We start from the raw sequence: 19,436 nt of genomic DNA, 5'->3' as shown, positions 1-19,436 counted from the left end.
TGCTAAATTAGTTTTTGGCTCAATTGTTTAACTTAAAATAAGATATATGAAAGTAAACACCCAATCCGTTAATTTTACGGCAGATAGTTCTCTAATAGAATTCATCCAAAAAAGAATGGATAAGTTAGATATGTTCTATGATAAAATTATTCAATCAGATGTGTATTTAAAAGTCGAGAACACAAGCGATAAGGAAAATAAAATATTTGAAGTTAAATTAAGTGTACCTGGAGATAGTTTTGTAGTAAAGAAACAATGTAAGTCTTTTGAAGAAGGTGCAGACGCTGCAATTACAGCATTGGGAAGACAGATAAAAAAACATAAAGAAAAACAAAGAGCACATAGTTAGATAAAATTTTTTAAAAAAAGTTTTGATTAAATAAATAAAACATTACATTTGCAGTCCGTTAGAAATAGCGGACTTTTTTTAAGTCAATTTTTGATGGTAAAAAAGTAAGAAAAAGCCGATGTAGCTCAGCTGGCTAGAGCAGCTGATTTGTAATCAGCAGGTCGTGGGTTCGAGTCCCTCCATCGGCTCTTAAAAGGTTTATTTTTTTTGTTAGATTTAAAAATAAATTTTTATAAATTTGAAATTTTGAATTTATGTTTTGGGGAGATACTCAAGCGGCCAACGAGGGCAGACTGTAAATCTGCTGACTACGTCTTCGCAGGTTCGAATCCTGCTCTCCCCACAAATATTTTTTAGTAGTAGTTTTTTAATGCTTACTTTTGTAGAACTATTTGCTAAATGTTGATTGAAATTATTCAGTCATGTTGAAATATTGATTACCAGTCAAGATGTAAAGATTTTGATAAATGCGAGAGTAGCTCAGTTGGTAGAGCGTCAGCCTTCCAAGCTGAATGTCGCCGGTTCGAACCCGGTCTCTCGCTCTAAAAAAATTTACGAGTTAAGATTTAGACTTTTATATCGTAATTCGAAAATCGGCTATCGTAAATGAAAAGCCGGTGTAGCTCAGGGGTAGAGCGTTTCCTTGGTAAGGAAGAGGTCACGAGTTCAAATCTCGTCATTGGCTCTTTTTTCTAAGCGCAAATTTAGAATATAACAATTGAACACTAATATTAAATAAGATTAAAATAAATTAAACATGGCAAAGGCAACTTTCGATCGTTCAAAACCACACTTAAACATTGGTACTATTGGGCACGTAGATCACGGTAAAACAACTTTAACTGCTGCTATTACTAAAGTATTAGCTGATGCAGGTTTATCAGAAGCAAAATCATTTGATCAAATTGATAATGCGCCAGAGGAAAAAGAAAGAGGTATAACAATTAATACTTCTCACGTAGAATATTCAACTGCTAACCGTCACTACGCTCACGTTGACTGTCCAGGTCACGCGGATTACGTAAAGAACATGGTTACAGGTGCTGCTCAAATGGATGGTGCTATATTAGTTGTTGCTGCAACTGATGGTCCAATGCCACAAACTCGTGAGCACATCTTACTTGGTCGTCAGGTAGGAATTCCTCGTATCGTTGTATTCATGAATAAAGTGGATATGGTTGATGATGAAGAGTTGTTAGAGTTGGTTGAAATGGAAGTTAGAGATTTATTATCATTCTACGAATACGATGGTGATAATGGTCCTGTAGTAGCAGGTTCTGCTTTAGGTGCACTTAACGGTGAGCAAAAGTGGGTTGATACTGTAATGGAATTAATGAATCAAGTAGATGCTTGGATTGAAGAGCCAGTTCGTGATATGGACAAGCCTTTCTTAATGCCAATTGAAGATGTATTCTCAATTACAGGTCGTGGTACTGTTGCAACTGGTCGTATTGAAACTGGTGTAGCTAACACGGGAGATCCTGTTGAAATCATCGGTATGGGTGCTGAGAAGTTAACATCTACTATTACTGGTATTGAAATGTTCCGTCAAATCTTAGATAGAGGTGAAGCTGGTGATAACGCTGGTATCTTATTAAGAGGTATTGAGAAGTCTCAAATTTCTAGAGGTATGGTTATAACTAAGCCAGGTTCTGTAACACCTCACTCTAAATTTAAAGCAGAAGTTTATATCCTTAAGAAAGAAGAAGGTGGACGTCATACTCCATTCCATAATAATTACCGTCCTCAGTTTTATGTACGTACTACTGATGTAACTGGAAACATTGCTCTTCCTGATGGTGTTGAAATGGTAATGCCAGGTGATAACTTGACAATTACTGTAGAATTGATTAACACAATTGCAATGAACGTAGGTTTACGTTTCGCTATCCGTGAAGGAGGTAGAACAGTTGGTGCTGGTCAGGTTACTGAAATTTTAGACTAAACAACTAAATAAATAATTAATTAAGGTGTCCCGAAATATCGGGATGCCTTGATTATTGTTTACGGGTTTAGCTCAGTTGGTAGAGCACTGGTCTCCAAAACCAGGTGTCGTGAGTTCGAGTCTCTCAACCCGTGCAATATGCAAATAGGTTCTATGTAACCTCAATAAATTTAAATCAAATGGCAGGATTAGTAACATATATAAAAGAATCGTTTGAAGAGTTAAAAAACAATGTGTCTTGGACACCTTGGCCAGAAGCTCAAAAATTAACGGTGATTGTAGCTGTGTTTTCAATTATTTTTTCACTGGCTATTTGGGGTGTTGATACTGTTTTTAGTAAGGCGGTAAAAGCTTATTTTGATTTGATTCACTAAACAATTATACAAGAAGAAGATGTCTGAAAAAAAATGGTATGTTGTTAGAGCAGTAAGTGGTCAAGAAAACAAAATTAAGAGCTACATTGAGAATGAAATCTCTAGATTAGGTTTAAGTGATTTTGTAGATCAGGTTTTAGTTCCGACTGAAAAAGTTATTCAAATTCGTAACGGAAAAAAAATTCAGAAAGAGAAAGTTTATTTTCCTGGTTATATAATGATTCAGGCTAATTTAAGTGGTGAGATACCACATATTATTAAATCAATTACTAACGTTATTGGTTTTTTAGGTGAAACAAAAGGTGGTGAGCCTGTGCCGTTAAGACAATCAGAAGTAAATAGAATGTTAGGCAAAGTGGATGAATTATCTATTGAAGCGGATGCTAACGTAGCTATTCCATATACAAAAGGAGAAACAGTAAAAGTAATCGATGGTCCATTCAATGGTTTTGATGGTACTATTGAGAAAATAAATGAAGAAAAGCGTAAGCTTGAAGTAATGGTGAAAATATTTGGAAGAAAAACACCGTTAGAATTAAGTTATATGCAAGTAGAAAAAGTATAATAATTGTTACAATAAAGAGCGTTAATCTATGCTTCCTAAAATAGATAAACGTATAAACATTAAGAAATGGCAAAAGAAATAGACAAAGTAGTTAAGCTACAAGTTCGGGGAGGTGCTGCGAATCCATCGCCACCGGTAGGACCCGCTTTAGGTGCCGCTGGAGTTAACATCATGGAGTTCTGTAAGCAGTTTAATGCTAGAACTCAAGATAAGCCAGGTAAAGTATTACCTGTGGTAATCTCTGTTTACAAAGACAAATCATTTGAATTTGTAATAAAGACTCCACCAGCAGCAGTACAATTATTAGAAGCGGCCAAAGTAAAGAAAGGATCAGGAGAACCAAACCGACGTAAAGTAGCAAAAGTAACTTGGGATCAAGTTAAAGCAATTGCTGAAGACAAAATGGTAGATTTAAATGCCTTTGAAATCGGTTCAGCTATGAAAATGGTTGCCGGTACAGCAAGATCGATGGGTATCACTGTTAAAGGAGGAGAAGCTCCAAACTAAATTTTTAGAAATGGCAAGATTAACAAAGAAGCAAAAAGAAGCAAGAGCAAAAGTTGATAATAACAAAGTTTACTCTCTAGAAGAAGCTTCAGCTTTACTTAAAGAAATTACATATACAAAATTTGACGCTTCTATTGATTTAGCAATCAGATTGGGTGTAGATCCACGTAAGGCGAATCAGATGGTACGTGGTGTAGTTTCATTACCACATGGTACAGGTAAAGACATGAAGGTTCTTGCACTTGTAACTCCAGATAAAGAAGCTGAAGCTAAAGAAGCGGGCGCTGATTATGTTGGGTTAGATGAATACTTACAAAAAATTAAAGATGGTTGGACAGATGTTGACGTTATCGTTACTATGCCAAGCATTATGGGTAAGTTAGGACCATTAGGTAGAGTATTAGGACCAAGAGGACTAATGCCAAACCCTAAAACTGGAACAGTAACTATGGATGTAGCTAAGGCAGTTGCAGAAGTAAAAGCTGGTAAGATTGATTTTAAAGTAGATAAGACAGGTATTGTACATGCACCAATTGGTAAAGCATCGTTCAGTACAGATAAAATTATTGGGAATGCTCAAGAATTATTATCTACAATTATGAAGTTAAAGCCAACTGCTTCAAAAGGAACTTATGTAAAAAGCATTTATATGTCTAGTACAATGAGTCCAAGTATAGCAGTTGATACAAAAATAGGATAGTAGTTAAACTTAGAATATTATGACAAGAGAAGAAAAATCCCAAGTAATTGAAGAGTTGACTGCTCAGTTAGCAGATAATACAAATATCTATTTAACGGATATTTCTGGATTAGATGCAGCAACTACTTCAAATTTAAGAAGAGCATGTTTCAAGTCTAACATTAAGTTAGCGGTTGTTAAGAATACACTTTTAGAGAAAGCAATGGAGGCATCGGATAAGGATTTCGGTGATTTACCAACAACTTTAAAAGGGAATACGTCAGTAATGTATTCTGAAACAGGAAACGGTCCAGCTAAAGTAATTAAAGAATTCCGTAAGAAATCTGAAAAACCTTTATTAAAAGGTGCATTTATTGAGGAGTCCATTTACATTGGCGACGATTTATTAGACGCATTAGTTGAAATTAAGTCTAGAGAAGAACTTATTGGTGAAATTGTAACATTGTTACAATCTCCTGCTAAGAATGTTATCTCTGCTCTTAAATCAAGTGGTGGAACGATAGCAGGTATCGTTAAAACATTGTCCGAAAGAGAAGGATAATTAAGTATTACACAATAGAAAATTAAATTATAACACACATTATTAAACAATAGAAAAATGGCAGATTTAAAAGATTTCGCAGAACAATTAGTTAACTTAACAGTAAAAGAAGTTAACGAATTAGCAACTATATTAAAAGATGAGTATGGTATTGAGCCTGCTGCTGCTGCAGTAGCTATGGCTGGTCCAGCTGCTGGTGGTGGAGACGCTGCTGAGGAGCAAACTGAATTTGATGTTATCTTAAAAGCGGCTGGTGGTTCTAAATTAGCTGTTGTAAAATTAGTTAAGGAATTAACTGGTTTAGGCTTAAAAGAAGCAAAAGGTTTAGTTGATGATGCACCAAGTGCAATCAAAGAAGGTGTAGCTAAAGACGAAGCTGAGGCATTAAAATCTCAGTTAGAAGAGGCTGGCGCTGAAGTTGAGCTTAAGTAAGCTTACCTCATCTACAATACAAGGTTTAGGTCTAGAGTAATACTCTAAGACCTAAACCATTTTGTGTATATAAACGTTATATACATTTTTTAGTTTTTATTTATTAAAATCTCGTTCATCAATGTTAGCAAAAAAGGCTGAAAGAATTAATTTCTCTTCTATTGTAAATAGAACAGATTACCCAGACTTTTTGGATATTCAAATTAAATCCTTCCAGGATTTTTTCCAATTAGAAACAAAGTCAGAAGAAAGAGGTACCGAAGGTTTATACAACACCTTCATGGAAAACTTCCCAATTACAGATACACGTAATCAATTTGTATTAGAATTTTTAGATTACTTTATTGATCCACCAAGATATTCGATTGAAGAATGTATCGAGAGAGGATTAACTTATAGTGTACCATTAAAAGCAAGATTGAAGTTGTATTGTACAGATCCAGAGCATGAGGATTTTGAGACAATCGTTCAAGATGTATATTTAGGTACTATTCCTTATATGACTCCGAGTGGTACGTTTTGTATCAATGGAGCAGAACGTGTTGTGGTTTCTCAATTACATAGATCACCTGGTGTTTTCTTTAGTCAGTCTTTCCATGCAAATGGAACTAAATTATATTCAGCTAGAGTAATTCCTTTTAAAGGATCTTGGATAGAATTTGCTACAGATATCAATCAAGTAATGTATGCTTACATTGATAGAAAGAAAAAATTACCTGTTACCACTTTATTTAGAGCTATAGGTTTTGAACGTGATAAAGATATTTTAGAGATTTTTGACCTTGCTGAAGAAGTTAAGGTTTCAAAGTCTGGATTGAAAAAAGTATTAGGACGCAAACTTGCGGCTCGTGTACTTAACACTTGGCACGAAGATTTCGTTGATGAAGATACTGGAGAAGTTGTATCTATTGAGCGTAACGAAATTGTTTTAGATCGTGACACAATTATAGATAAAGATAATATTGAAGAAATTCTTGAAGCAGAAGTTAAAACTGTTCTTTTACATAAAGAAAGTGCACAACAAGGAGATTACGCAATTATTCATAATACATTACAAAAAGATCCAACAAATTCTGAAAAAGAAGCTGTTGAACATATTTATCGTCAATTGCGTAATGCTGAGCCGCCAGATGAGGAAACAGCACGTGGTATAATCGATAAATTATTCTTTTCTGATCAACGTTACTCTTTAGGTGAAGTAGGTCGTTATAGAATGAATAAGAAATTAGGTTTAGATATCGGAATGGATAAGCAAGTGCTTACAAAGGAAGATATCATAACTATCATAAAATATTTAATTGAGTTAATTAACTCTAAAGCAGAGATTGATGATATTGATCACTTATCTAACCGTCGTGTTCGTACAGTTGGAGAACAATTATCTTCTCAGTTTGGTGTTGGTTTAGCTCGTATGGCACGTACTATTCGTGAGCGTATGAATGTACGTGATAACGAGGTGTTTACACCAATAGATTTAATTAATGCTAAGACTTTATCGTCTGTTATTAATTCTTTCTTTGGTACAAACCAATTATCTCAATTTATGGATCAAACGAACCCTCTTGCAGAGATTACGCACAAGCGTCGTCTTTCAGCATTAGGGCCAGGAGGTTTATCTAGAGAAAGAGCAGGTTTTGAGGTTCGTGATGTTCACTATACGCACTACGGACGTTTATGTCCTATTGAAACACCAGAAGGACCAAACATTGGTTTAATTTCTTCTTTATCGGTATTTGCTAAAGTAAATGCTATGGGATTCATTGAAACTCCATATAGAAAGGTTGAAGAAGGTGTTGTAGATATTAAAAATGAACCAACATATTTAAGTGCTGAAGAGGAAGAAAATATGTTGATTGCTCAGGCAACAATTAAAGTTGATGAAAAAGGGAAGATATTAGCAGATAAAATTATTTCTCGTCAAGAAGGTGATTTCCCTGTAATTGACCCAGTTCAAGTAGATTATACAGATGTTGCTCCAAACCAGATAACATCTATATCTGCATCTTTAATTCCGTTCTTAGAACATGATGATGCCAACCGTGCGTTAATGGGATCTAACATGATGCGTCAGGCTGTACCTTTATTGCGTCCTGAAGCACCTATTGTAGGAACTGGTTTAGAACGTCAAGTAGCATCTGATTCTAGAGTATTAATTAATGCTGAAGGCGCAGGTACTGTTGAATATGTTGACGCGGAGAAAATTACTATTAGATATGAGCGAACCGAAGAAGAAGCAATGGTTAGCTTTGATAGTGATACAAAAACATACCCTTTAGTTAAATTTAGAAAAACAAACCAAGGAACATCTATTAACCTAAAGCCAATTGTTGAAAAAGGTGATAAAGTTGCAAAAGGGCAAGTTCTTTGTCAAGGTTATGCAACTGAAAATGGTGAATTAGCACTAGGTAGAAATATGAAAGTAGCCTTTATGCCTTGGAAAGGGTATAACTTTGAGGATGCGATTGTAATTTCAGAAAAAGTAGTAAGAGAAGATGTATTTACATCTATTCATATTGATGAATATTCTTTAGAAGTTAGAGATACTAAATTGGGTAATGAAGAATTAACTAATGATATTCCTAATGTTTCTGAAGAAGCAACTAAAGATTTAGATGAAAATGGTATGATTCGCATTGGTGCGGAAATCAAGCCAGGAGATATCTTAATTGGTAAGATTACGCCTAAAGGAGAATCTGATCCAACTCCAGAAGAAAAATTACTTAGAGCTATCTTTGGTGATAAGGCAGGTGATGTAAAAGATGCTTCTTTAAAAGCGTCTCCATCTCTTAACGGTGTTGTAATCAATAAGAAATTATTTGCTAGAGCAGTAAAAGATAAACGTAAGAGAGCACAAGACAAAGAAGATATTGAAGCATTAGAAAATGCTTACGACAATAGATTCGATGATCTTAAAAACGTTCTTGTTGAAAAATTATTCAACATTGTAAATGGTAAAACAGCTCAAGGCATCTATAATGATTTAGGTGAAGAAATTATTCCAAAAGGTAAAAAATATACCTTAAAAATGTTAAATGCAGTAGATGATTATACACATTTAACATCTGGAAAATGGACAACCGATGAACATACTAATGAATTAGTTGCAGATTTAATCCATAATTATAAAATTAAGGAAAATGATCTTCAAGGTTCATTAAGACGTGAGAAGTTTACAGTATCTGTTGGAGATGAATTACCAGCAGGTATTATTAAATTAGCTAAAGTTTACATTGCCAAGAAACGTAAACTTAAAGTTGGTGATAAAATGGCAGGTCGTCACGGTAACAAAGGTATTGTTGCGCGTATCGTTCGTCAAGAAGATATGCCTTTCTTAGAAGATGGAACGCCAGTTGATATTGTATTAAATCCACTTGGTGTACCTTCTCGTATGAATATTGGTCAGATTTATGAAACCGTTTTAGGTTGGGCTGGTAAAGATTTAGGAAGAAAATATGCAACACCAATATTTGATGGTGCTACATTAGATCAAATTAACGAATATACGGATGAAGCTGGTATTCCAAGATTCGGTCATACATATCTTTATGATGGTGGAACAGGAGATCGTTTTGATCAACCAGCAACGGTTGGTGTAATCTATATGATTAAACTTGGTCACATGATTGATGATAAAATGCACGCTCGTTCTATTGGACCATACTCATTAATTACGCAACAACCATTAGGTGGTAAAGCACAATTTGGTGGACAACGTTTTGGTGAAATGGAAGTTTGGGCACTTGAGGCTTATGGCGCATCAAGTACTTTACGTGAGATCTTAACTGTAAAATCAGATGATGTTATTGGTAGAGCAAAAACTTACGAAGCAATCGTTAAGGGTGAGCCAATGCCAGAACCAGGACTACCAGAATCATTCAACGTACTTATGCACGAATTGAAAGGTTTAGGATTAGATATTAGATTAGAGGAATAAAAAATAGTAGGCAGTCGTCAGTACGCAGTGAATACTGTGTACTGAAGACTGAAGACTGAATACTATAAAGAACATGGCAAGAAAACAAGATAAGAATACAGTACAGAAATTTAATAAAATTTCTATTGGTTTAGCATCACCAGAGTCTGTTTTAGCAGCATCTCGTGGAGAGGTATTAAAGCCAGAAACTATTAATTATCGAACTCACAAACCAGAAAGAGATGGTTTGTTCTGTGAGCGTATTTTTGGTCCTGTAAAGGATTTTGAATGTGCTTGTGGTAAATATAAAAGAATACGTTACAAGGGTATTGTTTGTGACCGTTGTGGTGTAGAAGTAACAGAAAAGAAAGTACGTAGAGATCGTGTAGGTCACATCAACTTAGTTGTACCAGTAGCGCATATTTGGTATTTTCGTTCGTTACCAAATAAAATAGGTTACCTTCTTGGATTACCATCTAAGAAATTAGATATGATCATTTATTATGAGCGTTATGTGGTTATTCAGCCAGGTATTGCAATGAATGCTGAAGGAGAGCCAATTCAAAAAATGGATTTCTTAACTGAAGAAGAGTATTTAAATATATTAGATACTATTCCTCAAGAAAATCAATATTTAGACGATACAGATCCTAACAAATTCATCGCTAAGATGGGTGCTGAGTGTCTTATCGATTTGTTAGCTAGAATTGATTTAGATCAATTATCTTATGATTTAAGACATAAAGCTAATAATGAAACGTCTAAGCAACGTAAAACTGAAGCATTAAAGCGTTTACAAGTTGTAGAAGCATTTAGAGATTCTAACGAAAACAGAGAAAACAGACCAGAATGGATGATTATGAAGGCTGTACCTGTAATTCCACCAGAATTAAGACCTTTAGTGCCTTTAGATGGTGGTCGTTTTGCAACATCAGATTTAAATGATTTATACCGTCGTGTAATTATCCGTAACAACCGTCTTAAGAGATTAGTTGAGATAAAAGCACCAGAAGTAATTTTACGTAATGAAAAACGTATGTTACAAGAATCAGTAGATTCTTTATTTGATAACACACGTAAATCATCTGCAGTAAAAACAGATTCTAATAGACCATTAAAGTCATTATCAGATTCACTTAAGGGTAAGCAAGGACGTTTCCGTCAAAACTTACTTGGTAAGCGTGTTGATTATTCTGCACGTTCTGTAATTGTTGTTGGACCAGAATTAAGATTATTTGAATGTGGATTGCCAAAAGGAATGGCAGCAGAGCTTTATAAGCCTTTTATTATTAGAAAATTAATAGAAAGAGGAATTGTAAAAACTGTAAAATCTGCGAAGAAAATTATAGATAGAAAAGAGCCTGTAGTTTGGGATATATTAGAGAATGTTTTAAAAGGACATCCAGTTCTTTTAAATCGTGCTCCTACGTTACACAGACTAGGTATACAAGCATTCCAACCTAAACTTATCGAAGGTAAAGCGATTCAGTTACACCCATTAGTGTGTACTGCATTTAATGCCGATTTTGATGGTGACCAGATGGCTGTGCATTTACCATTAGGACCAGAAGCTATTTTAGAATGTCAATTATTAATGTTGGCTTCACATAATATATTAAATCCAGCAAATGGATCACCAGTTACTGTACCTTCACAAGATATGGTACTTGGTTTGTATTATATGACTAAGCTTCGTAAATCAACGCCTGAAGTTCCAGTAAAAGGTGAAGGATTAACTTTTTATTCTCCTCAAGAAGTAACAATTGCTTATAACGAGAAGAAAGTGGACTTAAATGCAGGTATAAAAGTTAGAACTTACGATTTTAATGAAGAAGGAGAATTAACTAAACAAATTATTGAAACTACAGTTGGACGTGTACTTTTTAATGAAAAAGTTCCAGCAGCTGCGGGTTATATTAATGAAGTTTTAACTAAGAAATCTTTAAGAGGAATTATTCATGGTATTCTTAAAAAGACAAGTGTACCTGAAACAGCTGATTTCTTAGATGAGATAAAAACACAAGGTTATAAGTTTGCATTTCAAGGTGGATTGTCATTTAGTTTAGGTGATATTATTATTCCTCAAGAAAAGCATACAATGATTGCTGCTGCTAATAAGCAGGTTGATGGTATAATGGGTAACTATAACATGGGACTTATTACCAACAACGAGCGTTATAACCAAGTTATTGATATTTGGACTTCAACAAATGCAGAATTGACTGAATTGTCAATGAAACGTATTAGAGAAGACCAACAAGGGTTTAACTCAGTATTTATGATGCTAGATTCTGGTGCAAGGGGTTCTAAAGAACAGATTCGTCAGTTAACTGGTATGCGTGGATTAATGGCTAAGCCTAAAAAATCTAATGCAGGTGGTGGTGAAATTATTGAAAATCCAATTCTTTCTAACTTTAAAGAAGGACTTTCAATTTTAGAATACTTTATCTCTACTCACGGTGCACGTAAAGGTCTTGCAGATACGGCTCTTAAAACTGCCGATGCTGGTTACTTAACGCGTCGATTAGTAGATGTTTCTCAAGATGTAATTGTATATGAAGAGGATTGTGGTACATTAAGAGGTATTGAAGTTTCTGCACTTAAGAAGAATGAAGAAATTGTTGAGAGCTTAGAAGCTAGAGTAGTTGGTAGAACATCTCTTAATGATGTATATGATCCATTAACGGAAGAATTATTAGTTGAAGCTGGTGGACATATAGACGATGTAATAGCTAAGAAAATTGGTGATTCACCATTAGATTCTATAGAAGTTAGATCTCCATTATCTTGTGAGGCTAAAAAAGGAATTTGTGTTAAATGTTATGGACGTAACCTAGCTACTGGTAAAATGGTACAAAGAGGTGAAGCTGTAGGTGTAGTTGCTGCTCAATCTATTGGAGAACCAGGTACACAGTTAACATTACGTACGTTCCACGTTGGTGGTATTGCAGGTAACATTTCAGAGGATAACAAATTAACTGTGAAGTTTGATGGTATTGCAGAAATAGAAGACCTAAAAACTGTAAAATCAAAAGATAACGAAGGAAACGAAGTAGATGTTGTTATCTCTAGAACTTCAGAATTAAAATTAACTGATGCTAAAACAGGAATTGTTTTAAGTACCAATAATATCCCTTATGGTTCATTTATATATGTTAAGCCAGGTGATAAATTGAAGAAAGGTGATGTAGTTTGTCAATGGGATCCATATAACGGTGTAATTATTTCAGAATTTGCTGGTAAAGTAAGATATGAAAACATCGAACAAGGTATTACTTACCAGGTTGAGATTGATGAACAAACAGGTTTCCAAGAGAAAGTGATTTCTGAATCTAGAAATAAGAAATTGATTCCAACTTTAGTAATTGAAGATTCTAAAGGAGAAACAATTCGTTCTTATAACTTGCCTGTTGGAGCTCATATTATGATTGATGATGGTGATAAGATTGATATAGGTAAGATTTTAGTTAAGATTCCTCGTAAATCTGCTAAAGCAGGTGATATTACAGGTGGTCTTCCTCGTGTAACTGAATTATTTGAAGCTCGTAACCCTTCTAATCCTGCTGTAGTAAGTGCGATTGATGGTGTTGTTTCTTTTGGTAAAATAAAGCGTGGTAATCGTGAAATTATTATCGAATCTAAATTAGGTGAAGTTAAAAAATACTTAGTAAAATTATCTAATCAGATTCTTGTACAAGAGAATGATTACGTTAAAGCTGGTATGCCTTTATCTGATGGTTCTATAACACCAAATGATATCTTAAACATTAAAGGACCTTCTGCAGTACAACAATACTTAGTTAACGAAGTTCAAGAAGTATACCGTTTACAAGGTGTAAAAATTAATGATAAGCATTTTGAAGTTGTTGTAAGACAGATGATGCGTAAAGTTAGAATCATTGATTCTGGTGATACTATTTTCTTAGAAAATCAATTGGTTCATAAATCAGATTTTATTGAAGAAAACGATAAAATGTTTGGAATGAAAGTAGTTGAAGATGCTGGTGATTCTGAGAATTTAAAATCGGGTCAGATAGTATCTGTTAGAGAATTAAGAGATGAAAACTCTAGTTTACGACGTGAAGATAAGAATCTTGTAACAGCAAGAGACGTAAGTCCTGCTACGGCAACACCTATCTTACAAGGTATAACAAGAGCATCATTACAAACCAAATCGTTTATTTCAGCAGCATCGTTCCAAGAAACAACAAAAGTTCTTAACGAAGCAGCAGTAAATGGTAAGGTAGATTCTTTAGAAGGACTAAAAGAAAATGTAATTGTTGGGCATAGAATTCCAGCAGGTACAGGAGTAAGAGAATACGAAAACATCATTGTTGGTTCTAAACAAGAATTTAACGAAATGATGAAGGCTAAAGAAGAGATGAATTTTAATTAATTCAGTTTTCGTAATAAATTAAAGTGATAAAAGCCTTCTTGTATTTATACATGAAGGCTTTTTAAATTAAAGTAGTAATTATTAGAATTGCTAACTATTTAAAAAAAATTAAAAGATATTAAAAATGGCGGATGAAAAAAATAACCCAAAGAAAGGGCAAATCAATATAGAATTAGATGAGAAAATTGCAGAAGGAACTTATTCAAACTTAGCAATTATTAATCATTCTGTATCAGAGTTTGTAGTAGATTTTATTAGTATTATGCCTGGTACTCCAAAGAGTAAAGTTAAGTCTAGAATAATTTTAACACCACAGCATGCAAAACGTTTATTAAAAGCATTGGCAGACAATGTTACGCGTTTTGAGAATGCACATGGTGAAATTAAGGATTACGAGCAGCCTCCTATTCCTTTAAATTTTGGTCCAACTGGTCAAGCATAGTGTATAGAAAAAATTAATTACATGTTTAAAAACTATTGCCAACCACTATATTAAATGACTTATTATGAGGTGTGTTTTAAGGTTTTTAAATATTTTTGCTTATACTTTGTTGTTTAAAAATAATAAGTGTTTTAAATGCCTTAAAAATTAATTTAAGTCAGTTTTAGGCCAAAAAATTATAAAAAAACCCTTAGAAGATAATTTCTAAGGGTTTTTTATTGAATGATGAATTATTTATTTAGGCAACTTCTTTTTGTTTCAAATAATACTTCAATGCACCAGAAGGGCATTTATTTACTTGACTGATTATGTCGTCCGTTTGTGCTCCATCTAAATTAATCCATGGAATCACTGAATTTCTAAATACATCTGATAGTTGTAATGCGCAAATTCCTGCGTTTGCACAACGGCGAGGATTGTAAGTAACAGTAATCTTGTCGTTACTGAAAACGTTTTCGTTATTTTCCATAATAAGTAGATTAGTTTGGGGTTAATCTTATTTTGAATGTAGAAACTACTCAGCTAATATATTCAAAAAAATCGACAAAATAACTAAAACAACGTTGAAATACGTTGTTTGCGAAGGTAAATCGACGAACTACCTACCTAATTTATTCAAATTCTGATGTCATATGAAACGTAATACTAGGGTATTTTTGCTGGGTCATTTGCAATGTAAACATAGAGTCTGCAAGGAATACTAATTGATTTCTTTTATCTCTCGCTAAAAAGCGTTGTTTAACTCTTAGAAACTCCTTAAACTCTTCACTTTTTGGATTATTCGTTTCGACCCAACAAGCTTTATGTACATTTAAATTTTCATAAGTACATTTAGCTCCATATTCGTGCTCTAATCGATATTGTATCACTTCGTACTGCAATGCGCCAACGGTTCCAATAACTTTACGGCCATTAAAATCTAATGTAAATAATTGAGCAACACCTTCATCCATTAACTGATCGATACCTTTATAAAGCTGTTTTGCTTTCATAGGATCAGCATTATTGATATATCTAAAATGCTCTGGAGAAAAACTTGGGACTCCTTTATAATTTAAGATTTCGCCTTCGGTTAAAGTGTCTCCAATTTTAAAACTACCAGTATCTTGTAAGCCTACAATATCGCCTGGATATGAGATATCTACTATTTCTTTTTTTTCAGCAAAAAAAGCGTTAGGACTAGAGAATTTTAATTTTTTATTGTGTCTTACATGTAAGTATGGTGTGTTTCTTTTAAACTCACCAGATACAATTTTAATAAATGCTAATCTGTTTCTATGATTAGGATCCATATTGGCATGAATTTTAAATACAAATCCACTAAATTCGTTTTCTTCTGGTTTTACTAAACGCTCTTCACTCTGCTTAGGTCTAGGTTTAGGAGCAATCTCTATAAAACAATCTAGTAACTCTCTAACACCAAAATTGTTTAATGCCGATCCAAAAAATACTGGTTGTTGTTTACCATTTAGATAATCTTCCTTGTTAAAGCCAGGATATATACCTTCAACCAATTCTATTTCTTCTCTTAGTGTATTAGCGGCTTTTTCACCAACTAATTGGTCTAATTCAGAAGACGATAAATCAGATATTTCTATAGTTTCTTCGATATCTTTTCGGCTATCGCCCGAAAATAGATTCACGTTTTTTTCCCATATATTATATATACCCTTAAAGTCGTAACCCATACCAATTGGGAAACTCAAAGGCACAACACTGAGACCAAGTTTTTGTTCAATTTCATCAAGAAGATCAAATGCATCTTTACCTTCTCTATCCATTTTATTGATGAAAACAATCATAGGTATGTTGCGCATTCTACAAACTTCAACTAATTTTTCAGTTTGTTCCTCTACACCTTTTGCAACATCAATGACAACTATAACACTATCTACAGCAGTAAGTGTTCTAAATGTATCTTCGGCAAAATCTTTATGTCCAGGAGTATCGAGAATGTTTATTTTAATACCGTTATATTCAAAAGCTAAAACGGAAGTCGCTACAGATATCCCTCTTTGGCGCTCAATCTCCATAAAGTCACTGGTTGCACCTTTTTTAATTTTGTTGCTTTTTACGGCACCTGCTTCTTGAATTGCACCTCCAAATAATAGTAACTTTTCAGTTAATGTTGTTTTACCAGCATCTGGATGTGAAATGATACCGAAGGTTCTACGTCTATTGATTTCTTTTATAAAACTCATGCTATTTTTTTGAAGTATGCAAAAATAGAAATAAAAGAGTATACTCAGATTTTTTACATTCGATATTTTCTAAATATACTTTTCATCTTAAGTTTTATAACAATCTATCTAGATTTGATGCCTTTGGTCTAAAATTTCCTTTTCCATTTTTATTGTAGTTTATATTTGTCGATTATTTTAATGTTCGGTTATATAGTTATTCGTAAAAAGTAAAGAATGATTTTGTAATTTTGTTTTAAGATTTTATTAAGGGTAATTTTCTTTCTCAAATCTTGTTAAGGAGTTGATTAATAGCTAATCTCTTCACATTTTATAAATGAAATCTAAATTATACGTTATAATGTGACTTTGGGACATTTTTTTGTGTCCTATAGAACTTATTCAGATAATATCGTTAAAGTAGAAAAATCTCACAAATTCATTTGACACTTAATCTTTGTGGGATATATTTGTTGTTTAAACGATAATGTATTGTTTATAAAATGAATTTTAATTATACGCTTAACTTTTTATCGAAAAAACTGGGATAAGTAAAGTTTTAGTTGTTCTAATAAAATACATAGTTATTAAAAATAAATTACCCATAGATAATATGAAAATCTCTACCCGATTCTCTTTAACGAAGAACATTATAAATTATTTTTTTGTAAACTCACCTTTAGAGAAGTTATTTTTACTTAGGTTACAAACCATAGTTCTTGTTGGTTTCTGTTCATCATTTTTATTAATTAATGCTCAAGAAAACGTTACAACGGTATATGGTGATCAAGGTGGTTTTTTTGAATCTACTACTTCATCAGTGGTTACTGCAACGGATTCAAATAATTTATTAGGATTTGTGGCTAATGGTATCACTTATTCTACTGGTGTTGATGATTCTTTGTTAACATTAAATGGAATATCATTTACCCCAACTAACTTTCGTGCATTTCCAATACCTGGCGTGATTAATTATAGTAATCCGGAATTATTAGGAGTGGCTTATAATTGGGGAGGAGTAAATCAAACAAACGCTCCAGTAGACTATATTAATAGTTTCTCACCAATTGTTCCTACTAATTTTGTAAGAGATGGGTCTAATGGGTTAGAAATGAGTACTAATTTTTTTAACATAGATTCACAAGATATAGCTTATGATGATATAACGGTGATTTCTACAGCGGCCATTTCTGATAATATACCAGATATTATTGTTAATCAAACGGGCGAACCTGGTGGAAGTGATACATTTAGGTTCGTAGATAATTTAGGTAATACTGTTGGAAATATTGTAGTGGTAGATTTTTCTTCTACACCAGTAGTGGCTGGTGTAGATTGGACAATTTACAATGTTGACCCCAATACAGGTAATGTTGTTGGTACATTTGCTATTAACTCTTATCGAGACTTTAGAGTATTAGCATTTTTATTAAGTGATTTTGGAATAACTGCTGGAAATTCTGCTCAAATAGTAAAGTTTATACATACAACCTCAGGAAACACTGATATAGCTTTTACCGCTTATAATTCTAATAGTTTAGGTTTTAATACATCCATAGATTTAAGTATTGATGCCAATATAGAGTCGTCAACAAGTATATGTACATCTTCATCGATTAATATTATTACTACTGTTACAAATAACAGTGCTAATTATGCAAACGATTTTGAAATAGAAGCACCATTACCAGCAGGTTTAACTTACGCAAATAGCACAGCTGTTTTTTCTTCAGGAACTGGAACAGCAACGTATAATTCGGCTGATAATAAATGGGTGATTTTTGGATTGCCAGCAGGTGAAAGCGTTACACTAACTGTGCAGACGTCAGTTTCGTCTATAGCATTACCTTTAATTTACAGTGCAGAAATTACCAATTTAACTCAAACAGATTCAAATGAAAGAAATAACTCGATAAGTATTTCTGAGAATGACAACGATTGTGATGGTGTAAATGATTTTACTGATTTAGATGATGATAATGATGGTATATTGGATATTGATGAACTAGAGTGTTCAACTGGATTCGTTTTATTAGGGCAGACATTTAATAATAATTCTAACAATCCAGTTTTAGTAAATGATATTTACGGTTATAATGGAGTTGACGTTGATGCAAGTTTTGAATTAGTAGGTAGCGCTAGTTGGAATGGTGGTGTTAGTGATAATTCTGCTGCAGGTGTATCAGGTTCGTTTGTTAATACACAACCTAATAATACAGATTTTACAAATGGTGATGTAGCTGTATATAAATATACTTTTTCTCAACCAGTTTATAATGTAAATTTCAAATTTGGAGGGTTAGATAACGCAGACAGAGTAGATTTTATTGGTCTTAATGGAATTTATAACGTTCCAGTTAGTATTACTGACATTAACTTAGGTGCTAACGTAACAATTAATGGACAGAGTGCAATTAGTGCTGCAGGTGGTGCAAATGCTCCAAGCAATAGTATAGCTGTTGCTATTAATGGTCCAGTAACAGAAATTATTATAACTGTAGGAAAAAATAATGGAAACGCAGGTGATGTTACAATGCAATTCTATGAATTAACATATTGCATTGGTTTAGATACTGATGGAGACACGGTTTCTGATTATTTAGATTTAGATTCAGATAATGATGGAATATATGATGTAGATGAAGTAGGAGGAACAGATGCCAATAATGATGGAATAGCAGATGGTACTCCAGACTTGAATGGTGTTCCGAGTAGTGCTTCTGGAGGTATTACACCAATTGACACTTTGAGTGATGGAATTTACGATTTTCAAAATACAGATAGTGATGGCGATGGATGTAGTGATGCTAATGAAGCTTATGGTGATGCAAATGCCTCTGGTTCAGATGATGGTCAGTATGGTGAGCCTGATCCAGCTTCTGTTAATCTAGCAAACGGATTAGTTACCGAGCTTGGTATAGATTACAGTAATGGTACCAACGCTCAAGTTGTTGATGGTGATTTTACTTTAAGTGTTTGTTATATAGATCCTTGTGATGCACTGGCTTCAGGTAATTTAGATTCTGATGGCGATGGTATTTCAGATATTTGTGATGATGATGATGATAATGATGGTATTTTAGACACGGTAG

General features: G+C 33.6%; 14 protein-coding genes and 5 tRNA genes. 17 read left to right on the top strand and 2 right to left on the bottom strand.

The window, feature by feature from the left end; genetic code table 11:
• Positions 1-46 precede the first annotated feature (46 nt).
• The 16 genes from hpf to HNV10_RS14855 all read left to right on the top strand — a co-directional run bounded on the left by hpf (position 47) and on the right by HNV10_RS14855 (position 14,164).
• Complete coding sequence (hpf, locus tag HNV10_RS14930) at positions 47-349, top strand: ribosome hibernation-promoting factor, HPF/YfiA family (protein WP_173302197.1); 303 nt, start codon at positions 47-49, stop codon at positions 347-349.
• 114 nt (positions 350-463) lie between these two features.
• Positions 464-537: transfer RNA gene (locus tag HNV10_RS14925), tRNA-Thr, on the top strand.
• Positions 538-610: 73 nt separating this feature from the next.
• Positions 611-692: transfer RNA gene (locus tag HNV10_RS14920), tRNA-Tyr, on the top strand.
• A 126-nt stretch (positions 693-818) separates the two neighbouring features.
• Positions 819-891 (top strand) — tRNA-Gly (locus HNV10_RS14915).
• Between the two features lie 71 nt (positions 892-962).
• Positions 963-1,034, top strand: a tRNA-Thr gene (locus HNV10_RS14910).
• 72 nt (positions 1,035-1,106) lie between these two features.
• A complete protein-coding gene (gene tuf / locus HNV10_RS14905; RefSeq protein WP_173302196.1) occupies positions 1,107-2,294 on the top strand; it encodes an elongation factor Tu in 1,188 nt (395 codons plus the stop codon).
• Between the two features lie 61 nt (positions 2,295-2,355).
• Positions 2,356-2,428, top strand: a tRNA-Trp gene (locus HNV10_RS14900).
• Positions 2,429-2,473: 45 nt separating this feature from the next.
• Positions 2,474-2,668, top strand: coding sequence for a preprotein translocase subunit SecE (gene secE / locus HNV10_RS14895; protein ID WP_157364682.1), 195 nt, complete (start codon positions 2,474-2,476; stop codon positions 2,666-2,668).
• 19 nt (positions 2,669-2,687) lie between these two features.
• On the top strand, positions 2,688-3,233 hold the full coding sequence (gene nusG / locus HNV10_RS14890) for a transcription termination/antitermination protein NusG (protein WP_173302195.1): 546 nt from the start codon (positions 2,688-2,690) through the stop codon (positions 3,231-3,233).
• Positions 3,234-3,299: 66 nt separating this feature from the next.
• The gene (rplK, locus tag HNV10_RS14885; protein WP_008270923.1) at positions 3,300-3,740 is read left to right on the top strand and encodes a 50S ribosomal protein L11; all 441 of its coding nucleotides are present in this window, start codon (positions 3,300-3,302) and stop codon (positions 3,738-3,740) included.
• Between the two features lie 10 nt (positions 3,741-3,750).
• A complete protein-coding gene (gene rplA, locus HNV10_RS14880; RefSeq protein WP_173302194.1) occupies positions 3,751-4,440 on the top strand; it encodes a 50S ribosomal protein L1 in 690 nt (229 codons plus the stop codon).
• 19 nt (positions 4,441-4,459) lie between these two features.
• Entirely contained in the window at positions 4,460-4,981 is a 522-nt protein-coding gene (gene rplJ, locus HNV10_RS14875; protein WP_173302193.1) for a 50S ribosomal protein L10, read from the top strand.
• Positions 4,982-5,038: 57 nt separating this feature from the next.
• On the top strand, positions 5,039-5,413 hold the full coding sequence (gene rplL / locus HNV10_RS14870; protein WP_173302192.1) for a 50S ribosomal protein L7/L12: 375 nt from the start codon (positions 5,039-5,041) through the stop codon (positions 5,411-5,413).
• A 121-nt stretch (positions 5,414-5,534) separates the two neighbouring features.
• Positions 5,535-9,347, top strand: a complete 3,813-nt coding sequence (gene rpoB, locus HNV10_RS14865; protein WP_173302191.1) for a DNA-directed RNA polymerase subunit beta — start codon at positions 5,535-5,537, stop codon at positions 9,345-9,347.
• A 73-nt stretch (positions 9,348-9,420) separates the two neighbouring features.
• Complete coding sequence (gene rpoC, locus HNV10_RS14860) at positions 9,421-13,722, top strand: DNA-directed RNA polymerase subunit beta' (RefSeq protein ID WP_173302190.1); 4,302 nt, start codon at positions 9,421-9,423, stop codon at positions 13,720-13,722.
• Positions 13,723-13,846: 124 nt separating this feature from the next.
• Entirely contained in the window at positions 13,847-14,164 is a 318-nt protein-coding gene (locus HNV10_RS14855) for a DUF3467 domain-containing protein (RefSeq protein WP_173302189.1), read from the top strand.
• A gap of 238 nt (positions 14,165-14,402) precedes the next feature.
• Here the strand turns inward: HNV10_RS14855 and HNV10_RS14850 are convergent, their stop codons facing one another.
• Both HNV10_RS14850 and HNV10_RS14845 read right to left on the bottom strand, forming a co-directional pair.
• Complete coding sequence (locus tag HNV10_RS14850) at positions 14,403-14,633, bottom strand: (4Fe-4S)-binding protein (RefSeq protein WP_173302188.1); 231 nt, start codon at positions 14,631-14,633, stop codon at positions 14,403-14,405.
• Between the two features lie 142 nt (positions 14,634-14,775).
• Positions 14,776-16,365: a peptide chain release factor 3 gene (locus tag HNV10_RS14845; RefSeq protein ID WP_173302187.1), complete on the bottom strand. Its 1,590-nt coding sequence runs from the start codon at positions 16,363-16,365 to the stop codon at positions 14,776-14,778.
• 592 nt (positions 16,366-16,957) lie between these two features.
• On the opposite strand from HNV10_RS14845, the gene HNV10_RS14840 reads away from it, so the two are divergent.
• Positions 16,958-19,436, top strand: a 2,479-nt coding sequence (locus tag HNV10_RS14840) for a DUF11 domain-containing protein (RefSeq protein WP_173302186.1), incomplete at its 3' end; no start/stop codon positions are given.

Source organism: Winogradskyella litoriviva (assembly GCF_013249065.1).
Lineage (GTDB): Bacteria > Bacteroidota > Bacteroidia > Flavobacteriales > Flavobacteriaceae > Winogradskyella > Winogradskyella litoriviva.
This window is presented reverse-complemented; position numbering and strand designations above follow the sequence as displayed.